Origin of the sequence: Mycobacterium asiaticum, from assembly GCF_001668675.1 — a bacterium.
In the GTDB taxonomy this organism is placed as follows: domain Bacteria; phylum Actinomycetota; class Actinomycetes; order Mycobacteriales; family Mycobacteriaceae; genus Mycobacterium; species Mycobacterium asiaticum_D.
Map to the genome: position 1 here is coordinate 16,289 of NZ_LZKQ01000063.1, position 17,252 is coordinate 33,540.

20 protein-coding genes are annotated in these 17,252 nt (G+C 66.9%); 10 read left to right on the forward strand and 10 right to left on the reverse strand.

The window, feature by feature from the left end; genetic code table 11:
* The first annotated feature begins 50 nt into the window (after positions 1-50).
* Positions 51-245, forward strand: coding sequence for a 50S ribosomal protein L28 (gene rpmB / locus A9X01_RS05970; protein ID WP_036354526.1), 195 nt, complete (start codon positions 51-53; stop codon positions 243-245).
* Between the two features lie 59 nt (positions 246-304).
* Positions 305-601, forward strand: a complete 297-nt coding sequence (locus A9X01_RS32170) for a hypothetical protein (protein WP_065119873.1) — start codon at positions 305-307, stop codon at positions 599-601.
* Positions 602-683: 82 nt separating this feature from the next.
* Here A9X01_RS32170 and A9X01_RS05980 read toward each other — a convergent pair whose 3' ends face one another.
* Positions 684-1,505, reverse strand: a complete 822-nt coding sequence (locus A9X01_RS05980) for a mycofactocin-coupled SDR family oxidoreductase (protein ID WP_065119874.1) — start codon at positions 1,503-1,505, stop codon at positions 684-686.
* An 86-nt stretch (positions 1,506-1,591) separates the two neighbouring features.
* Between A9X01_RS05980 and A9X01_RS05985 the strand changes: the two genes are divergently transcribed.
* Genes A9X01_RS05985 through A9X01_RS06000 form a run of 4 tightly spaced genes read left to right on the forward strand, consistent with a single transcriptional unit; the run spans position 1,592 to position 5,292 of the window.
* Entirely contained in the window at positions 1,592-2,035 is a 444-nt protein-coding gene (locus tag A9X01_RS05985) for a nuclear transport factor 2 family protein (protein ID WP_065119875.1), read from the forward strand.
* A gap of 3 nt (positions 2,036-2,038) precedes the next feature.
* On the forward strand, positions 2,039-3,223 hold the full coding sequence (locus A9X01_RS05990; protein WP_065119876.1) for a sulfotransferase family protein: 1,185 nt from the start codon (positions 2,039-2,041) through the stop codon (positions 3,221-3,223).
* Positions 3,216-4,460 carry a DUF1214 domain-containing protein gene (locus tag A9X01_RS05995; protein ID WP_065119877.1) on the forward strand — a complete coding sequence of 415 codons (1,245 nt, stop codon included), beginning with the start codon at positions 3,216-3,218 and terminating at the stop codon, positions 4,458-4,460. Before A9X01_RS05990 ends, A9X01_RS05995 begins: the two co-directional genes overlap by 8 nt.
* Before the next feature lies 1 nt (position 4,461).
* A complete protein-coding gene (locus A9X01_RS06000; RefSeq protein WP_065119878.1) occupies positions 4,462-5,292 on the forward strand; it encodes an oxidoreductase in 831 nt (276 codons plus the stop codon).
* 5 nt (positions 5,293-5,297) lie between these two features.
* Here A9X01_RS06000 and A9X01_RS06005 read toward each other — a convergent pair whose 3' ends face one another.
* From A9X01_RS06005 to A9X01_RS06025, 5 genes are read right to left on the reverse strand one after another with little or no spacing between them, the layout of a single operon-like run.
* Positions 5,298-5,948, reverse strand: coding sequence for a nitroreductase (locus A9X01_RS06005; RefSeq protein ID WP_081282232.1), 651 nt, complete (start codon positions 5,946-5,948; stop codon positions 5,298-5,300).
* 24 nt (positions 5,949-5,972) lie between these two features.
* On the reverse strand, positions 5,973-6,905 hold the full coding sequence (locus A9X01_RS06010) for an NADP-dependent oxidoreductase (RefSeq protein WP_065119879.1): 933 nt from the start codon (positions 6,903-6,905) through the stop codon (positions 5,973-5,975).
* 8 nt (positions 6,906-6,913) lie between these two features.
* Positions 6,914-7,597 (reverse strand): uracil-DNA glycosylase, encoded by a 684-nt coding sequence (locus A9X01_RS06015; RefSeq protein ID WP_065119880.1) that lies wholly within the window; start codon positions 7,595-7,597, stop codon positions 6,914-6,916.
* Positions 7,594-7,884 (reverse strand): DUF1330 domain-containing protein, encoded by a 291-nt coding sequence (locus A9X01_RS06020; RefSeq protein WP_065119881.1) that lies wholly within the window; start codon positions 7,882-7,884, stop codon positions 7,594-7,596. Before A9X01_RS06020 ends, A9X01_RS06015 begins: the two co-directional genes overlap by 4 nt.
* Before the next feature lie 10 nt (positions 7,885-7,894).
* A complete protein-coding gene (locus A9X01_RS06025; protein WP_065119882.1) occupies positions 7,895-8,863 on the reverse strand; it encodes a thiamine-phosphate kinase in 969 nt (322 codons plus the stop codon).
* A 153-nt stretch (positions 8,864-9,016) separates the two neighbouring features.
* Here A9X01_RS06025 and A9X01_RS06030 point away from each other — a divergent pair, with 153 nt between their 5' ends.
* On the forward strand, positions 9,017-9,517 hold the full coding sequence (locus A9X01_RS06030) for a DUF3515 domain-containing protein (protein WP_065119924.1): 501 nt from the start codon (positions 9,017-9,019) through the stop codon (positions 9,515-9,517).
* Here A9X01_RS06030 and A9X01_RS06035 read toward each other — a convergent pair.
* Together A9X01_RS06035 and A9X01_RS06040 are read right to left on the reverse strand one after the other, a co-directional pair.
* Positions 9,514-10,623: a D-alanine--D-alanine ligase family protein gene (locus A9X01_RS06035; RefSeq protein WP_065119883.1), complete on the reverse strand. Its 1,110-nt coding sequence runs from the start codon at positions 10,621-10,623 to the stop codon at positions 9,514-9,516. The two genes, A9X01_RS06030 and A9X01_RS06035, sit on opposite strands and share 4 nt — an antisense overlap.
* A gap of 31 nt (positions 10,624-10,654) precedes the next feature.
* The gene (locus A9X01_RS06040) at positions 10,655-11,662 is read right to left on the reverse strand and encodes an NAD(P)H-dependent glycerol-3-phosphate dehydrogenase (RefSeq protein WP_065119884.1); all 1,008 of its coding nucleotides are present in this window, start codon (positions 11,660-11,662) and stop codon (positions 10,655-10,657) included.
* A gap of 128 nt (positions 11,663-11,790) precedes the next feature.
* Between A9X01_RS06040 and cofC the strand changes: the two genes are divergently transcribed.
* The 3 genes from cofC to mutT1 are packed head-to-tail and all read left to right on the forward strand — an operon-like array spanning position 11,791 to position 15,702.
* Complete coding sequence (gene cofC / locus A9X01_RS06045; RefSeq protein WP_155771954.1) at positions 11,791-12,432, forward strand: 2-phospho-L-lactate guanylyltransferase; 642 nt, start codon at positions 11,791-11,793, stop codon at positions 12,430-12,432.
* 49 nt (positions 12,433-12,481) lie between these two features.
* A complete protein-coding gene (locus A9X01_RS06050) occupies positions 12,482-14,716 on the forward strand; it encodes an RNA degradosome polyphosphate kinase (protein ID WP_065119886.1) in 2,235 nt (744 codons plus the stop codon).
* A gap of 41 nt (positions 14,717-14,757) precedes the next feature.
* Positions 14,758-15,702, forward strand: coding sequence for an 8-oxo-(d)GTP phosphatase MutT1 (mutT1, locus tag A9X01_RS06055; protein WP_065119887.1), 945 nt, complete (start codon positions 14,758-14,760; stop codon positions 15,700-15,702).
* 57 nt (positions 15,703-15,759) lie between these two features.
* On the opposite strand, the gene A9X01_RS06060 is transcribed toward mutT1, so the two are convergent.
* Positions 15,760-16,413 carry an HU family DNA-binding protein gene (locus A9X01_RS06060; protein ID WP_065119888.1) on the reverse strand — a complete coding sequence of 218 codons (654 nt, stop codon included), beginning with the start codon at positions 16,411-16,413 and terminating at the stop codon, positions 15,760-15,762.
* Positions 16,414-16,625: 212 nt separating this feature from the next.
* Positions 16,626-17,222, reverse strand: coding sequence for a 3-isopropylmalate dehydratase small subunit (gene leuD / locus A9X01_RS06065; RefSeq protein ID WP_065037871.1), 597 nt, complete (start codon positions 17,220-17,222; stop codon positions 16,626-16,628).
* Positions 17,223-17,252: the final 30 nt, after the last annotated feature.

The window sequence follows — 17,252 nt, forward strand, 5'->3', positions numbered from 1 at the left end:
AGACCCACCCGGTGTCGCCGGGCCCCAGACAGACTTGAGGAGTTCGAACCATGGCCGCTGTGTGCGATATCTGCGGGAAAGGCCCCGGCTTCGGTAAGTCGGTGTCGCACTCCCACCGCCGCACCAGCCGCCGGTGGAACCCGAACGTCCAGACCGTGCACGCCGTGACCCGTCCCGGCGGCAACAAGCAGCGGCTCAACGTGTGCACCTCGTGCATCAAGGCCGGCAAGGTAACCCGCGGCTGACGTTTCGGGCCCCGCTCTGACCGTCCGACGATTCCGCCGGCAGGCGCGATAATCCTGCTGTGGATTCCGCTGCGCGCCGACTGTTCGGCCGTGACCGCGAGTTCGCCGAGTTGCGGCACTTCCTGGACGGTGAACACGCGGCCATGATGCTGCGCGGCGCCCGCGCAGCGGTCGCAATCGACCCGGCCCAGATCAAGGGTGTCAAGCCGCTTCCGCTGGCCCAATTGAGTTCCAGCTTCCCGGTTCTCGGCAACCCTGCGAATAAGCAGCGGGCAGTGTCGTTGACGGCCAAGCAGTTCCGTTACGGTTTCGGCGACGCCATCGACGGCTCGCCGGCGAGCGCATCGGGTCAGTGAATGACGGGGTTCACCAGAGTCATTGAGCCACTGGTACCAACACCGCCCGAGTCCTCAAAGCCGGCGGTGTTGCCGCGCACCGTCACATGGCGATGTGGCCGGCGTCCACGGGGATCGAAACGCCCGTCACGTAGCGCGCCCCGGGGCTGACCAGCCAGAGCACCGCGGCCGTCACGTCTTGCGCTTCGACCAGCGGCACATCGGGCAACAACGTCTGGGTGACCGCCGGGTTGGGGTTCTCGGTCATGCGGTTGATCACGAAGTCGTTGATGATCATCGGCGTGGCCACCCCGCCGGGGTGGATGGAGTTGACCCGGATCTTGTGCGGCCCGTACGCGTTCGCCGCCGACCGCATCAAACCCAGCACCGCATGCTTGGATGCGGCGTAGGCGAACATCGCCGCGCTGCCGTCGCCCCCTCGCCCGGTCAGGCCCTGCGACGAACTGATCAGCACCACCGAACCTCCCCGGCCCTTGCGGATGATCGACGGCACCGTGGCCAGCAGTGTGTGCCACACCCCTTTGAGATTGGTGTCGACAATCGTGTTGAACACCGGTTCGGAATCGGTCTGGGTGTCGCCCATCGCAACCACACCGGCGTTGGCGATGACGATGTCGACATCCCCGAGTTCATCGATGCCGGTCTGCACTCCAGCCCGTAACTGGCGGAGGTCGCGCACGTCGGCGACGACAGGTACGGCCCTGCGTCCGGTCTCTTGGACCAGCCGTACCGTCTTGTCGAGGTTGGCTCGGGTACCCAGCGCGTACGGAATCTCGTCGATGTCGGCGCAAATGTCCACGGCGATGATGTCAGCGCCCTGTTCGGCGAGGGCGACGGCGTGACTGCGGCCCTGGCCGCGCGCGGCGCCGGTGATCACGGCAACGGTGTCGTCGAGTTCACCCATGAGACGACGACACGGTGAAGTTGCCGGGCCGGTTGAGCGCGCAAGGTAACGTCACGACGATCAGACTAAACCCGAGGTGGCCCGACATGACCGCTAGCGCAACTGAAATCACCAATCTGATCTACAGCTACGCGCAGTTGCTGGACGGCGGCGACCTCGACGGGGTAGCCCGGCTCTTCGAACACGGCCGCATCTGCGGCGTTCAGGACGGTCCCCCGGAAACCGTCTTCGAAGGGGCCGCTCGGGTGCGGGAGATGTACGAGATGGCCACGCGCATCTACGAGGACGGCACGCCCAAGACCAAGCACCTCACCACGAATGTGCAGCTCTTCATCGACGAGGACCAGGGCACCGCGCGCAGTACCTCTTATTACTGCGTCACCCAGGCCACGCCCGATTTGCCGTTGCAAGTGATCGTCACCGGGCATTACCAGGACACTTTCCAAAAGATCGACGGTGTCTGGTGGTTCGACACCCGCACCATGTTCATCGATCAGACCGGTGATCTCAGCCAGCACCTGAAGTTCTGACGCGTGGACAACCCGTTCGAACCGGCGGCCGTGTTGGCCGATGCGCAACGTAAAGAGGCACTGGACGATTGGGGGCCGGGCGAGTTCGAAGGTCCGCTGCGGGTGCTGCTGGCCGACTACGCGCGCGCCGACCTGAACGCGATCGGGGTTCACATTCTGCGGTCGGGGATCGTGCACAGCCTGCGGATGCGGCTGCGCACCCAGGAGTGGATCCGCCGCCACCCCGAGATCCTGGACGAACAGGTCGCGCCGCCGATCGTGGTCATCGGGATGATGCGCAGCGGCACCACGCTGCTGCAGCGACTGCTGGCCGCCGACCCGCGGTTCGTCTGCGCGTACGGCTGGGAGGTCGTCGAGGTCGCTCCCCGCCTGGACTATTCGTTCACCGGGGTCGATCCCCGCATCGCCGTCAGCGAGGCTCGGGAGGGGAAATCCCGTGAGCTGGCACCGGAATTGTTCGCCATTCACCCGATGTACGCGCGGGAAGCCGAAGAGGAGATCGTCTTCCTGGCCGACGCGTTCCTGTCCCACGTCCCCGAATCCGGCGCAAACCTCCCGCGATACCGGTCCTGGCTGGACACCCAGGATTTCACTCCCGCCTACCGATACCTGCATCGCATGCTGCAGTTCCTGCAGTGGCAGAAGCGCCGCCGCGGCGTGCAGGGCCGGCGCTGGGTACTCAAATCACCGGCGCACCTGGGGTATCTGGACTTGTTGCGGGCACAGTTCCCGGACCTGCACATCGTGCACATGCACCGGGACCCGCGCACCACCGTGGCGTCCGGGGCGAGCCTCAACGCGACGTTGCACGCCATGCACTCCGACACCGTCGACCTGCATCGCGTGGGCGCGCAATGGCTGGCGCGGATGGGGTGGACCAACGACCGGGCAATGGCGGTCCGCGACAGCTGGGCAGACGACGCCGCACGCGTCACCGATGTCGGGTTCGACGCGGCGGTCGCGGATCCGATCGGACAGGTGGCCCGGGTCTACGACGCCATCGGGGCGCCGCTCAACGACGAGGCCGAGGCGGCGATGCGACGCTGGCTGGCCGTGCGGCCCCGCGAAGTTGCGCGCCCGCCCTACGCGCTCGCCACCTACGGTCTGCTGCCCGAGCAGATCGACGAACGTTTCACTCCGTACAACAAGCGTTTTCGCAGCTATACCGAAGGAGCGACCCGTGGTTGACAATCCGGTCTCGACGGCTTCCCAGCGCGAACAGGAACTGGCCGCCCTGGAGTTGATCGAGCATCCCACCGTCAAAGCGGCCTACCGGAGCGTGGCGGAAAACTGGCTGAGCCGGGCGAAACCATCCGACGCGATGCGCGAGCGGTTCGACGCCGCCTACGCCGAGGTGATGTTCTCGGCGGCGATGTGGTCGTCGAACCAGGACAAGCTGCGACCGAAAGTCACCTGTATCACCCGGTTGGCGCACCCGGTGCAGGGCCGCCGCGTTCCCGGATCACGTTGGGGCATCGACAATCCGGACAGCGTCTACCGAGTCATCCCGATCTCCGGCGACGAACGCTACGAGATCCATGGCCGGGTCGGCGAACACCGGATGACCGAGAACTACTTCACCCTGTGGGACGCCCACATGGGCACGGTCGCCGTACTCAACGGCCGCACCATGGAGGTCGACTCCGACGGTAGTTTCACCATCACCGTCGACGACGAACCCGCGGGCAGGCGACCCAATCATGTCCAGACCACCGCCGAGGCACACGAGTTCTACATCCGGGACGTGCTGCTGGACTGGGAACGCGATGACCCGAATTACCTTGAAGTGCAACGCCTCGGCGGTCCGCCGGCCACCCCGCCCCGAACACTCGACGAACAGGCCGAGGCGACCGCGGCGATGATGGCGTATTTTGCGAACTTCACCGGCAAGCTCAGCCACGGGGTGTACAAGATGCCGGCCAACCACTTCAACCTGGCCTGGTCGGCCGACAAGGTCGGCGCGATGCGCAACCAGGTCTACGTGATGGGCCGCTTCGACCTCGCTCCGGACGAGGCGTTCGTCGTCGACGTGAACGACGGTGGCGCGGAGTACTTCACCGTGCCCCTGAGCAATATCTGGGGCACCACGCTGGACATCATCGACCGCACCGGCAGTCTGAACAAGGCACAATCGGTGCCCAACGACGACGGCAGCTACACCTACGTGATCGCGCCGGAAGATCCCGGGCTGGCGAATTGGATCGACTCCGACGGGTTGCGCGAAGGCATCCTCACGCTGCGCATGGCCGAGTTCGGTGAAAACGGGCCGCGCGAGGATCTCGGCGCCCGGGGGCGAGTGGTCAAGCGGGACCTTCTCGATGCCGAGGTGCCGTACCTGCCGCGGGTGACTGCGCAGCTGCGCGCCAGCCAACTCGCGCAACGCCGCGCGGCGTACCTGCGCCGGCTGCCCGAAGGGACGGCCTGAGATGGCGCGCTGGCTGATCACCGGCTGCTCGACCGGCTTTGGTCGCGAAATCGCCCGAGCCGCACTGGAAGCAGGGCACAGCGTGGTGGCCACCGCGCGCCGGGCCGAGGCCGTGCGAGGTTTCGCCGACGAATTCGGTGACCGGGCGCTGCCGGTGGCGCTCGATGTCACCGACGCCGGCCAGATCGCGGCCGCCGTGTCCACCGCCGTCGACGCCCTCGGTGGCATCGACGTCCTGGTCAACAACGCCGGCCACGGCTACCTGTCCGCCGTCGAGGAGGGCGAGGACGCCGAGGTGCGGAAGTTGTTCGACGTCAACTACTTCGGCGCCGTCGACATGATCAAGGCGGTACTGCCGGGCATGCGCGCCCGCGGGTCCGGACGCATCATCAACATGTCGTCGATGACGGGGCTGGTGGCCAACCCGCCCAACGCCTATTACTCATCGACCAAATTCGCGCTCGAAGCCATCACCGAAGCGCTCGCTACCGAGGTGCGGCCGCTGGGCATCAAGGTCACCGCCATCGAACCGGGCGCCTTCCGCACCGATTGGGCGACGAGATCGATGAAGGAAACCAGCAATCCGATCGCCGACTACGTCGACGTGGCCGCCCGCAAGGACCTGATCAAGCAGTTCGCCGATCACCTGCCGGGCGACCCCCGCAAGGTGGCCGAGGCGGTGCTCATGGTGAGCGAACTCGAGGATCCGCCGTCGCGCTTACTGCTGGGTCGTGACGTGCTGAAAGCCATGCGCGACAAGATTTCCGCTCTGTCGGCGTCGATCGAGGAGTGGAAAGCGGTGACCAAGGATGTGAACTTCCCGAATACCTAGCATTCCTAGGATTCCAGGAAGACGGCGTGCACGTCGACCGGGTCGCGCCGCACCCGAACCGTGTTGCCGGGGAAATCCGGGTCGGGGTAACCGACCGCGAGGCCGCACAGAATTCGCATGTCCGAGCCGATGCCGAGTTCCCGGCGCACGATTTCGGGGTAGCCGGCGATCGAGACCTGAACGCAGGTGCTCAACCCCCGCGCCGTCAGCGCCAGCAACAGTGTCTGGACGAACATGCCAACACCCATGCTGTCGACGTAGTCGAGATCCTGGTGCATGAATACGACGCCACCCAGCGGCGCACGAAAGAACTCCCAATTGCGCAGCACCGCCTCGCGCCGGCCATCCGCGTCGTCCCGGGCGATGCCCATCGCGCCGTAGACCTGCGCGCCGAGGTCACGGCGCAGGTGCGCGAACGCCGGCGGCAACTGCGGCACCACCGGCGGTTCGGCGCGCGCCTGCTCGAGCAGCGCCGTCACCAGCCTGTCGCGGGCGGCGCCGGCGACGAAAACGACTTGCCAGGGCTGCACATTCGAGTTCGACGGCGCGCACATCGCCAGCTCCAGCGATTCCTCGACCAGGTGCCGGGGTACCGGCCGGGGCAGGAACATGCGGGTAGATCGTCGCTGCCGGATGGTGTCCTCTAGGTCGTACACCCCTCAATGCTGACAGCCCCGGCGTCAGTTGCGGACGATGATGACGGTTTTTCCGGACCGCCGGCCAGGCTTTTCCCGGCTCTCGAACGCCTCCCTGCCCCGCTCGAGCGGAAAGGTCTGGGCGACTTCGACGTGCAGATCGTCGCTGTCCACCAGCGCCGCGAGTTCGACGAGCTGCTCCCGGCTGGGCCGCACGATGAAGAAGGTCGCGGTGACCCCGTATTCCTCGGCTTTGCCTTCCGGCGGCGGTGCCACCAGGGCGATCAGCCGTCCGCCGCGACGCAACACCCCGTACGACCGGTCCAGGGTTTGTCCGCCGATGGTGTCCACAACCACGTCGTACATCTCGCCCGTCCGGTCGAATTCCGTTGTGCGGGTGTCGATCACGTGCCGGGCACCGAATCCGCGGACCAACTCGGCGACATCGCTGCGCACGGTTGCGGTGACGTCGGCCCCGAGGCGGGCGGCGAGTTGGACCGTAAAGGCACCGACTCCCCCGGCCCCGCCGTGCACCAGCACCGCCTCACCGGAACGCACCGCGGCTTGACCGACCAATGCCTGCAGCGCGGTGAGTCCGGCCAACGGCAGCGCCGCCGCCACGGCATGCGGCACCGTCGACGGCTTGGCCGCCAGGTCTGCAGCGGGCACCGCGACGAATTCGGCGGCCGCGCCGTCCCGATCGAAGTCGATCAGCCCGTAGACCTCGTCGCCGGGACGCAAATCGGTGACGCCGGCGGCGGTTTCAGCGACCACACCGGACACCTCGTGCGAGACGATCGACGGCGTCCGGTCGGCGCCGTCGCGGGTCCACGTCTCTTCCCAGGTCAACTCGTCGAACGTGATGGCGGCGGCGTGTACTTCGACCAGCACCTCACCGGGCGCCGGAACGGGCACCGGCGCGGGTTCTACCGTCAGCACCTCGGGACCGCCGCGGCGGCCGGCCCGCAGCGCCCTCATAGTCTCGGTCACGGTAGCCTCCAATCGATCGGTTCGGCACCCAGCTCCGTCAACAGTTGGTTGGCGCGGCTGAACGGCCGCGACCCGAAGAACCCGCGTGATGCCGACAGCGGCGATGGGTGGGGGGATTCGATCGCAACGCACTTGCCTTCGGCCAGCATCGGTTTGAGGGTCGACGCGTCCCGGCCCCACAGGATCGCCACCAGCGGTTGTTGGCGGGCCACCAGGGCACGAATCGCCTGCTCGGTCACCGCTTCCCAGCCCTTGCCCCGGTGCGATGCCGGGTTGCTCGGCCGCACGGTGAGCACCCGGTTCAGCAGCAATACGCCGCGCTGCGCCCACGGGGACAGGTCGCCACACGACGGCGGCGGATGCCCCAGGTCGGCGGTGTACTCGTCGAAGATGTTGGTCAGGCTGCGCGGCAGCGGGCGTACATCGGGCGCCACCGAGAAACTCAGGCCGACGGCGTGACCGGGGGTGGGGTACGGATCCTGGCCCACGATCAGCACCCGAACGTTGTCGAATGGGAATGTAAAGGCGCGCAACACATTCGGCCCGGCCGGCAGGTAGCGGTGGCCCGCCGCGATCTCGGATCGCAGGAATTGGCCCATGGCCGCCACCTGGTCCGCCACCGGCGCCAGCGCCGCGGCCCAGCCCGGATCGACGAGTTCGCTCAATGGGCGCGCCGTCATTGCAGCCCCTGCACCAGCAGCACCACGGCATCGGCCCCGGCCCGCCGGTCCTGCGAGATCGCCTGATACTCCGGCGATTGCGCCCAACTGTGGAAGGCGGCCTCGTCGGGGAAGGACATCAGCACCACCTTCTCCCGGTCCCACTGGCCCTCCATCACCTGCGGTGCTTCGTCCGCGGCCAGCAAGGTGCCCTGATAGCGCAGGAAAACATCCATGAAGCGGGCCTGGTACCGGTCATAGGCGGCCCGATCGGTGAATCTCAGCTGGGCGATCGCGTAGACGGTCATCGTGGGCAGCCTATCCTTCGAACGACTGCCAACCCGCGTACCCTTCCCACTCCCTCGAATCGACCAGCACCCGCGCGGGTCCATCGATCACCCTGCCGATCACCCGCCAGCCGGCGGGTACCGCACCGGTGAAACACGCGGCCAGCGCATGATCTTCGCCGCCGCCGAGCACCCACGCCCAGCCGTCGGCGCCAAGCGCGGCCGTCGCCGCGGCCACCGCGTCGAAGTCGGCCGCCAGAGCCGCGGCGGACAGGTCGATGCCCACTCCGGATGCCTTGGCAACATGGCGCAGATCGGAGATCAAGCCATCAGAGACGTCGATCATCGCGACCGCCCCCGCCGCGGCGGCCACCGCGCCCTGGCCATAAGGAGGGCGGGGCACCAGATGCCGGTCACGCAATTCCGGGAACTCTTCAATCCCGTTGCGCAGGAGTTCATATCCCGCGGCAGAGCGACCCAACTCCCCCGCGACGGCGACCACCGAGCCGGGGACGGCCCCGGACCGCAGCACCGGTGCCCGGCCCTGCAGGTCGCCCAGCACCGTCACCGACACCACCCACTGCGGGCAGCTGACCAAGTCACCGCCCGCGATTCCGGCACCGACCCGCTCCGCCTCGTCCCACATGCCGTCGACCAGCGCACTCGCCTCGGCCGTCGACGTGGTGCCGGGTGCGCCGAAGCCCACCACGAACGCGGTCGTCCGCGCACCCATCGCTTCGATGTCGGCGGCGTTCTGCGCGATCGCTTTACGGCCGACCTGATACGGAGTGGACCAGTCGAGCCGAAAATGCCGATCCTGCACCAACATGTCGGTCGATACCACGGTCCGGCCATCGGTGGTCGCGATCACCGCACCGTCATCACCGGGACCCAGCGTCACCGTGGCGGGTTGCCGGCGATTCCGGACCAACCGCTCGATCACCGCGAATTCACCGGACTCCTCCAGCGTCGGGGACTCCCCCGCTGCGTCGTCGCGCACGCCACCTCCTGCCGCGCCGTGCAGCCCCGAAGGGTCCGCCGACCTGCGGTAAGTTGGTCCCTGCCCGTACGGGCGGATCGCGTCAGTGTAAACGTGAGGCAAGGTGGCCAGGTGGGCGGCGACTCCGATACCGGCGGGCCGCCGCGCGCAGCGATGTTCGCCGCGCTGGCACTGGCGGTGGGAACCGTGGTGGCCATTCTGGTGTTCGCCGCCCTGCATCAGTCATCCCGGGGTCCGGTCGTCATCGCCGCGACGGCCGCGCCGCAGGCCGCCAGCCCGGCCTGCCAGGCACTGACTGCGGCGCTGCCGCAGCGGCTGGGTGACTTCGAGCGTGCACCGGTTGCCGCCCCCGCGCCGGATGGCGCCAGCGCATGGCGGTCCGGCGGCGAAAGCGAACCGGTGATCGTGCGTTGCGGTGTCGAGCGACCCGGCGACTTCGTGGTGGGTTCGCCGATCCAGGTCGTCGACCGGGTGCAGTGGTTCGGCGGCGGCGCTCAACGCGGCGGCACGCTCACCTGGTACACCGTGGACCGGCCGGTCTATGTGGCGCTGACGTTGCCCGCGCAATCCGGCCCCGCCCCGATCCAGGACCTGTCCGGCGTCATCGACCGCACCATCGCGGCGGTTCCGATCGATCCGAATCCGGCTCGCTAACGCAGCCCCACGCCGCGGGCCAGTGCGGTCTGCACCATGGTGGCCAACAGTGTCGGGTAGTCGACTCCGCTGGCCGCCCACATCCGTGGGTACATGGAGATCGTGGTGAATCCCGGCATCGTGTTGATCTCATTGATGACCGGACCGTGGTCGGTGAGGAAGAAGTCGACCCGGGCCAGGCCCTGGCAGGAGATGGCCTCGAATGCGCGAATCGCCAACTGCCGCACTGCGATCGCCACGTCGTCGTCGACCTTGGCCGGCACGTCCAATTCGGCCGCGTCGTCCAGATATTTCGTGGCGAAGTCGTAGAAGCCGTCTTCGCGTCCGCGCACACCGACCACCCGAATCTCACCGAGCGTGCTGGCTTCGATTGAGCCATCCGGCATTTCGAGGACGCCGCATTCCAGCTCCCGGCCGTTGACGGCCGCCTCGACGATGACCTTGGGGTCGTGCCGGCGGGCCTCGGCGACCGCGGCGTCCAGTCGGTCCCAGCTGGCCACCCGGCTGACACCGATCGACGAGCCGCCCCGGGCGGGTTTGACGAAGACCGGTAAGCCCAACCGCTCGCGCTCCTCGGGGTGCAGGGTCGGCTGCGACGGACGCAGCACGGCGTACGCACCGACCGGCAGCCCCTCGGCGACGAGCAGCTTCTTGGTGAATTCCTTGTCCATGCCGGCGGCGCTGGCCAGCACGCCGGCGCCCACATACGGGACACCGGCAAGTTCCAGCAGGCCTTGGATGGTGCCGTCCTCGCCGTAGGGTCCGTGCAGCACCGGGAACACCACGTCGACGGAGGCCAGAACCTCGCCCGCCCCGGTCGCCAGCGACACCAATTGGCCGCCGCGCTGCGGGTCGGCCGGCAGCGCCAGTTCGGTGCCCGATGCGGACGTCACCCCGGGCAGTTGCCGGTTGGTGATGGCCAGCGCATCCGGATCGCCGTCGGTAAGGACCCACGAGCCTTCCGGGGTGATGCCGATCGCTAGAACTTCGAACCGCTGCGGGTCGAGATTGCGCAGAATGCTGCCCGCCGACACGCACGATATGGCGTGCTCGTTGCTGCGACCGCCGAAAACAACGGCGACGCGCACACGATTGCTGGCAGTCACAACTTCAAGAGGCTACCGGGTAGCCGGGTGCCTATTCCGGCTTGGTGCTGCGGCCCAGCAGCAAGGCGATCGCCTCGTTCACCGAAAGCCCCTTGTGGCAGACCCGGTGCACGGCGTCGGTAAGGGGCATTTCCACGTCGTAGCTCGACGCCAGGGCCAGCACCGATTCGCAAGAAGTGACGCCCTCGACCACGTGACCGTCCTTGCCGTGCAGCGCGGTCTGCATGCTGTCGCCGCGGCCCAGGCGCTCGCCCAGCGAGCGGTTGCGCGAATACGGCGACGTGCACGTCGCAACCAGGTCGCCGACCCCCGCCAGACCCGCCAGCGTGGCACCCTTGGCGCCGAGCGCCAGCCCCAACCGCATGATCTCGGCCAGGCCCCGGGTGATGATGGCGGCGGCGGTGTTCTCGCCCAGTCCCACACCGACGGCCATTCCACAGGCGAGCGCGATCACGTTCTTGCAGGCACCGCCGATCTCGGTGCCCACCACGTCGGCGTTGGTGTAGGGACGGAAATAGCCGCTGTTCAGGAAGCGTTGCAGCGCCACCGCGCGGCCCGAGTCGCTGCATGCGATAACGGTGGCGGCCGGCTGGGACTGGGCGATCTCGCTGGCCAGGTTCGGCCCGGAGATCACCGCAACCTGGGACGGGTCGACACCGGTGACCGAGACGATCACCTGGCTCATCCGCATCAGCGTGCCGAGTTCGATGCCCTTGGCCAGGCTGACCAATGTGGCGCCGTCGTCCCACAGGCCGTTCCACTGCTCGAGATTTGCCCGCAGCGTCTGAGCCGGCACACCCAGCAGCACCGTGGTGGCACCGGACAGCGCCTCCTCCGCGTCGGACGTGGCGCGAATGCCGGGAGGCAACACAGTGCCCGGCAGGTAGTCGGAGTTGTACCGGGTGGTGTTGATCTGCTTGGCGACATCCGAGCGGCGGGCCCACAACGTGACCTCACCGCCGGCGTCGGCGAGAACCTTGGCCAGGACCGTGCCCCACGCACCGGCGCCCATCACCGCGACCGTTCCCGTGCTCGCCATTCACCACCCCCACTGTCTCGCCTGTGCCACCTGCAGCCGCTAAACAGTAGTCCCACGGACCCGCCGTCGTCACGCCCCGTAGACAGCTCTCGGACGGCGCGCCGCGCGGCGCTGGCAGGATGACGTTCATGAGCTCGGGGCGCGCCGCCGACGTCGGTTTGATAATCGCCGTCAAGCGGCTGGCGGCCGCCAAGACGAGGCTGGCGCCCGTGTTCTCGGCACCGACCCGCGAAAGCGTCGTGCTGGCCATGCTGGTGGACACGCTGACCGCAGCCGCGGGCGTGAGTTCGCTGCGTTCGATCACCGTGATCACTCCCGACGAGGCGGCAGCCGCCGCGGCGGCGGATCTCGGGGCCCACGTGCTCGGCGACCCCACCACCCCGGACGATCCCGACCCATTGAACAGCGCCATCGCCGTTGCGGAGCGGTCGATGGCCAACGAGGTCGCCAATCTCGTTGTGCTGCAAGGTGATCTTCCGGCACTGCAAACACAGGAACTCGCCGAGGCGATCTCGGCCGCGCGGCACTACCGGCGCAGTTTCGTCGCCGACCGGTTGGGCACCGGAACCGCTGCGCTGTTTGCGTTCGGGACACCGCTCGGACCGCAGTTCGGGCCGGATTCCTGCGCGCGGCACCGTCGTTCGGGCGCCATCGAACTCACCGGCGCCTGGCCGGGCCTGCGTTGCGACGTCGACACGCCCGCCGATCTGGCCGCCGCCCGTCAGCTCGGGGTGGGTGCCGCCACCGCGCGGGCCCTCGCCCACCGCTGACATCTGCGGCGGTCGTACGCGCGGTGAACGGCCGCCCAACAGCTAATCGATGTCGGTTTACTGGTGGCAGCAACACCGGGTGATAGGCCATGATCGCAGGGTGACCGACATCGAAGCCAGCCCCGAGGCGCACGCGCGCCACGACGAGAACACATGGCACCCAGACGACTCGGCACCCGCTGCGCCGGCGGCGGCGACCCCGGCCGCGATCAGCGACGCCCTACCCGACGAGCGTTACCTCAATCGCGAATTGAGCTGGCTCGACTTCAACGCTCGCGTACTCGCGCTGGCTGCGGACAATTCGATGCCGTTGCTGGAGCGGGCCAAGTTCCTGGCGATCTTCGCCTCGAATCTCGATGAGTTCTACATGGTTCGGGTCGCCGGCCTCAAGCGCCGTGACCAGATGGGCTTGTCGGTACGGTCGGCCGATGGTTTGACGCCGCGCGAACAACTGCGCAGAATCGGCGAACAGACCCAGCAGATTGCGAGCCGGCACGCCCGGGTGTTCCTGGATCTGGTGCTGCCTGCCCTGGAACAAGAAGGCATCCACATCGTCACGTGGGCCGATCTGGGCGAGGCCGAACGCGAGCATCTGTCGACTTATTTCAACGAACAGGTCTTCCCCGTCCTGACGCCGCTGGCCGTCGACCCGGCGCACCCGTTCCCGTTCGTCAGCGGGCTGAGTCTCAACCTGGCCATCACCGTCAAGCAGCCCGAAGACGGCACCCAGCATTTCGCCAGGGTCAAGGTGCCCGACAACGTTGACCGGTTCGTCGAACTCGACAGCGAGGGCGGCGGCGAGGACGACGGACGGGTGGTGGTCCGGTTCCTTCCGATGGAAGAGTTGATCGCGGCTTTCCTTCCGGTGCTCTTCCCGGGCATGGAAATCGTGGAGCATCACGCGTTCCGCATTACTCGCAACGCCGATTTCGAGGTGGAAGAGGATCGCGACGAGGACCTGTTGCAGGCCCTGGAGCGAGAGTTGGCGCGACGGCGGTTCGGTTCGCCGGTGCGGCTCGAGGTCGCCAACGACATGACCGAGAGCATGCTCGAGCTGTTGTTGCGCGAGCTCGACGTGCATCCCGGCGATGTCATCGAAGTGCCTGGGCTGCTGGACCTGTCGTCGTTGTGGCAGATCTACGACCTGGACCGGCCGGGCCTCAAGGACCGGGCGTTCGTGCCGGCCACCCATCCCGCGTTCGCCGACCGGGAGACCCCCAAGAGCATTTTCGCAACGCTGCGCGAGGGCGATGTGCTGGTGCACCATCCCTATGACTCGTTCTCCACCAGCGTGCAGCGCTTCATCGAGCAGGCCGCCGCCGACCCGAATGTGTTGGCGATAAAGCAGACGCTGTACCGCACCTCGGGTGACTCGCCGATCGTGCGGGCGCTGATCGACGCCGCCGAGGCCGGTAAGCAGGTGGTGGCGATGGTGGAGATCAAGGCCCGCTTCGACGAGCAGGCCAACATCCGCTGGGCCAGAACGTTGGAGCAGGCGGGCGTGCACGTGGTGTACGGGTTCGTCGGCCTCAAAACCCATTGCAAGACCTGCCTTGTGGTGCGCCGCGAAGGTCCCATCATCCGGCGGTACTGCCATGTGGGTACCGGCAACTACAACGGCAAGACGGCAAGGCTGTACGAGGATGTCGGCCTGCTGACCGCCGACCCGAACATCGGCGCCGACCTCACCGATCTGTTCAACACGCTCACCGGGTACTCGCGCAAGCTGACCTACCGCAACCTGTTGGTGGCGCCACACGGGATTCGCACCGGGATCATCGAGCGCGTCGAACGCGAGGTCGAGGCGCACCGCCGCGGCAACGAGGGCCGGATTCGGTTGAAGATGAACGCCCTTGTGGACGAGCAGGTTATCGACGCGCTCTACCGGGCCTCGCAGGCCGGTGTGCGGGTGGAGGTCGTGGTGCGCGGTATCTGTGCGCTGCGTCCGGGCGCCGAAGGCATCTCCGAAAACATCTTCGTGCGCTCCATTCTCGGCCGTTTCCTGGAACACTCCCGAATCCTGCATTTCAAAGCCATTGACGAATTCTGGATCGGCAGCGCCGACATGATGCACCGCAATCTGGACCGGCGCGTCGAGGTCATGGCGCAAGTCAAGGATTCGCGGTTGACCGCACAGCTGGACGATCTGTTCGAGTCGGCGCTGGACCCGGCCACCCGATGCTGGGAGCTCGGGCCCGACGGACAGTGGACCGCCTCGCCGCGGGAGGGGGAGCGCGTGCGCGACCATCAGGTTTCGTTGATGGAGCGACACCGCAGTCCGTGACCCGTGCCCTGTCCCGGCCGAATTGATCTGCAGGAGTAAAGGTGTCGATCGAAGAATCGTCGGGACGTCGACGCGGGGAAGGCCGGACCGTCTACGCCGCCGGTGCGGTGTTGTGGCGACCCGGCGCCGGCAAGTCAGCCAAGTCGGTCGAGGTCGCCGTCATTCACCGACCACGCTATGACGACTGGTCGCTGCCCAAAGGCAAACTCGACCCCGGCGAGACCGCGCCGGTTGCCGCCGTACGCGAGGTGCTCGAGGAGACCGGCCAGCACAGCCGCCTGGGCCGGTGCCTCACCACCATCACCTACAAAATCGACCAGGGCGTCAAGAAGGTGCATTACTGGGCGGCAGCCGGCACCGGCGGTGAGTTCACGCCCGGCGACGAGGTCGACGAGTTGCTCTGGTTACCGGTAGCCGACGCCATGAAAAAGCTCGATTACCCGCAGGACCGAAAGGTCTTGCGGCGGTTCACCAAGCAACCGGCCGACACCAAGACGGTGTTGGTGGTGCGGCACGGTACCGCCGGCAGCAAATCGCGCTTCCGCGGTGACGACACCAAGCGGCCGCTGGACAAGAAGGGGCGCGCCCAAGCCGAGGCGCTGGTTCCCCAACTGTTGGCTTTCGGCGCCACCGAGGTGTACTCAGCTGACCGGGTGCGGTGCCATCAGACGGTGGAACCGCTGGCCGCGGAACTGGATGTCGAGATCCACTCCGAGCCGCACTTGACCGAAGAGGCCTACGCCAAGAATCCCAAGCGCGGCCGGCAACGAGTGTTGCAGATCGCCCGGCGGGCGGGCACACCCGTGATCTGTACGCAGGGCAAGGTGATTCCCGATCTGATCGCCTGGTGGTGCGAGCGCGACGGCGTGCGCCCCGACAAATCGCGCAACCTCAAGGGCAGCACCTGGGTGCTCTCCCTGTCCGACGGGCGGTTGATCGCCGCCGATCACATCGGCGGGGCGCTCGCGGCGAACGTCAGGGCCTGACAACGCAAATACCCTCCGGAGGGCATTGCTGCCAACCGAAGGGTATTCGCGTGAGAACTACTTGCGGCCGCGCCGGGTGCTCGCGGCCTTCTTGGCAGGAGCCTTCTTGGCGGGAGCCTTGCTGGCCGCCTTCTTGGCCGGAGCCTTGGTGGCCGCCTTCTTGGCGGGACTCTTGGTCGCGGCCTTCTTGGCCGGAGCCTTGCTGGCCGCCTTCTTGGCCGGAGCCTTGGTCGCGGCCTTCTTGGCCGGAGCCTTGGTCGCGGCCTTCTTGGCCGGAGCCTTGCTGGCCGCCTTCTTGGCCGGAGCCTTGCTGGCGGCCTTCTTGGCCGGAGCCTTGCTGGCGGCCTTCTTGGCCGGAGCCTTCTTTGCCGCCTTCTTAGCCGCACTCGCAACCACACCGCGCTTCACAGCGGGGCCCTCGGCCGGGAGCTTTTGTGCGCCTGCCACAACGGCTTTGAATTGGGCACCCGGACGGAATGCCGGAACCGACGTGGGCTTCACCTTGACCGTCTCGCCGGTACGCGGGTTGCGGGCCACTCGGGCCGCGCGGCGACGCTGTTCGAAGACACCGAAACCGGTAATCGTCACGCTGTCGCCTTTGTGGACCGCGCGCACAATCGTGTCGACGACATTCTCGACAGCGGCGGTCGCCTGCCGACGGTCTGAGCCCAATTTCTGTGTGAGCACATCTATGAGCTCTGCTTTGTTCATTCAACCCTCCGAAGCCAGTGGTCCTCGTTTTCGAACCGACTAGAGGACACGGTAAACCCTCACCTGGCAAATTGCCAAGAGCCACGCGCATTTTCAGACGCGAATGGCTGACAATTTCGGAATCCGATTGCCGCCCTTGGCCAGTGGCACGGCGGCGAATTCGGCCCGGTTTAGCGCGGCGGCGGAGTCGGAATTCGGCCCCGCCCGGCGCATCAGACGGCTGGGATCGTGCGCGGTTTCCACGCCGGACGAGCCGCTTCGAAATTCTCGATTTCGTCGAGTTTCCGCAGCGTAAGGGCTATATCGTCGAGACCTTCGAGCAGTCTGTATGCGGTGTGGTCGTCAATCCTGAACGGCAGCACCGCCGTTCCCGCGGTGATATTTCGATCTTGAAGATTGACAGTGATTTCCAAGCCCGGGCTCTGCTCGATGAGCTTCCAAAGAAGTTCGACGCCGTCTTGGTCGACTTCAGCCGCCAGCAGCCCGGCCTTGCCGGCGTTGCCGCGAAAAATGTCGCCGAACCGGGACGAGATAACCACCCGGAATCCGTAGTCCATCAACGCCCAGACGGCATGCTCACGGGAGGATCCGGTGCCGAAATCCGGTCCGGCAACCAAGACTGAGCCTCGGTCAAAGGGACTGAGATTGAGCACGAATGAGGGGTCCGTGCGCCAGCTTGCGAACAGGCCGTCCTCGAAACCGGTTCGGGTGACCCGCTTCAGAAAGACCGCGGGAATGATCTGGTCGGTGTCGACATTGGACCGCCGCAGCGGTACTCCGATACCGGTGTGGGTGCGAAAGGCTTCCATCCTCGTCCTCTATTTCTCAGTCTCGTTAAT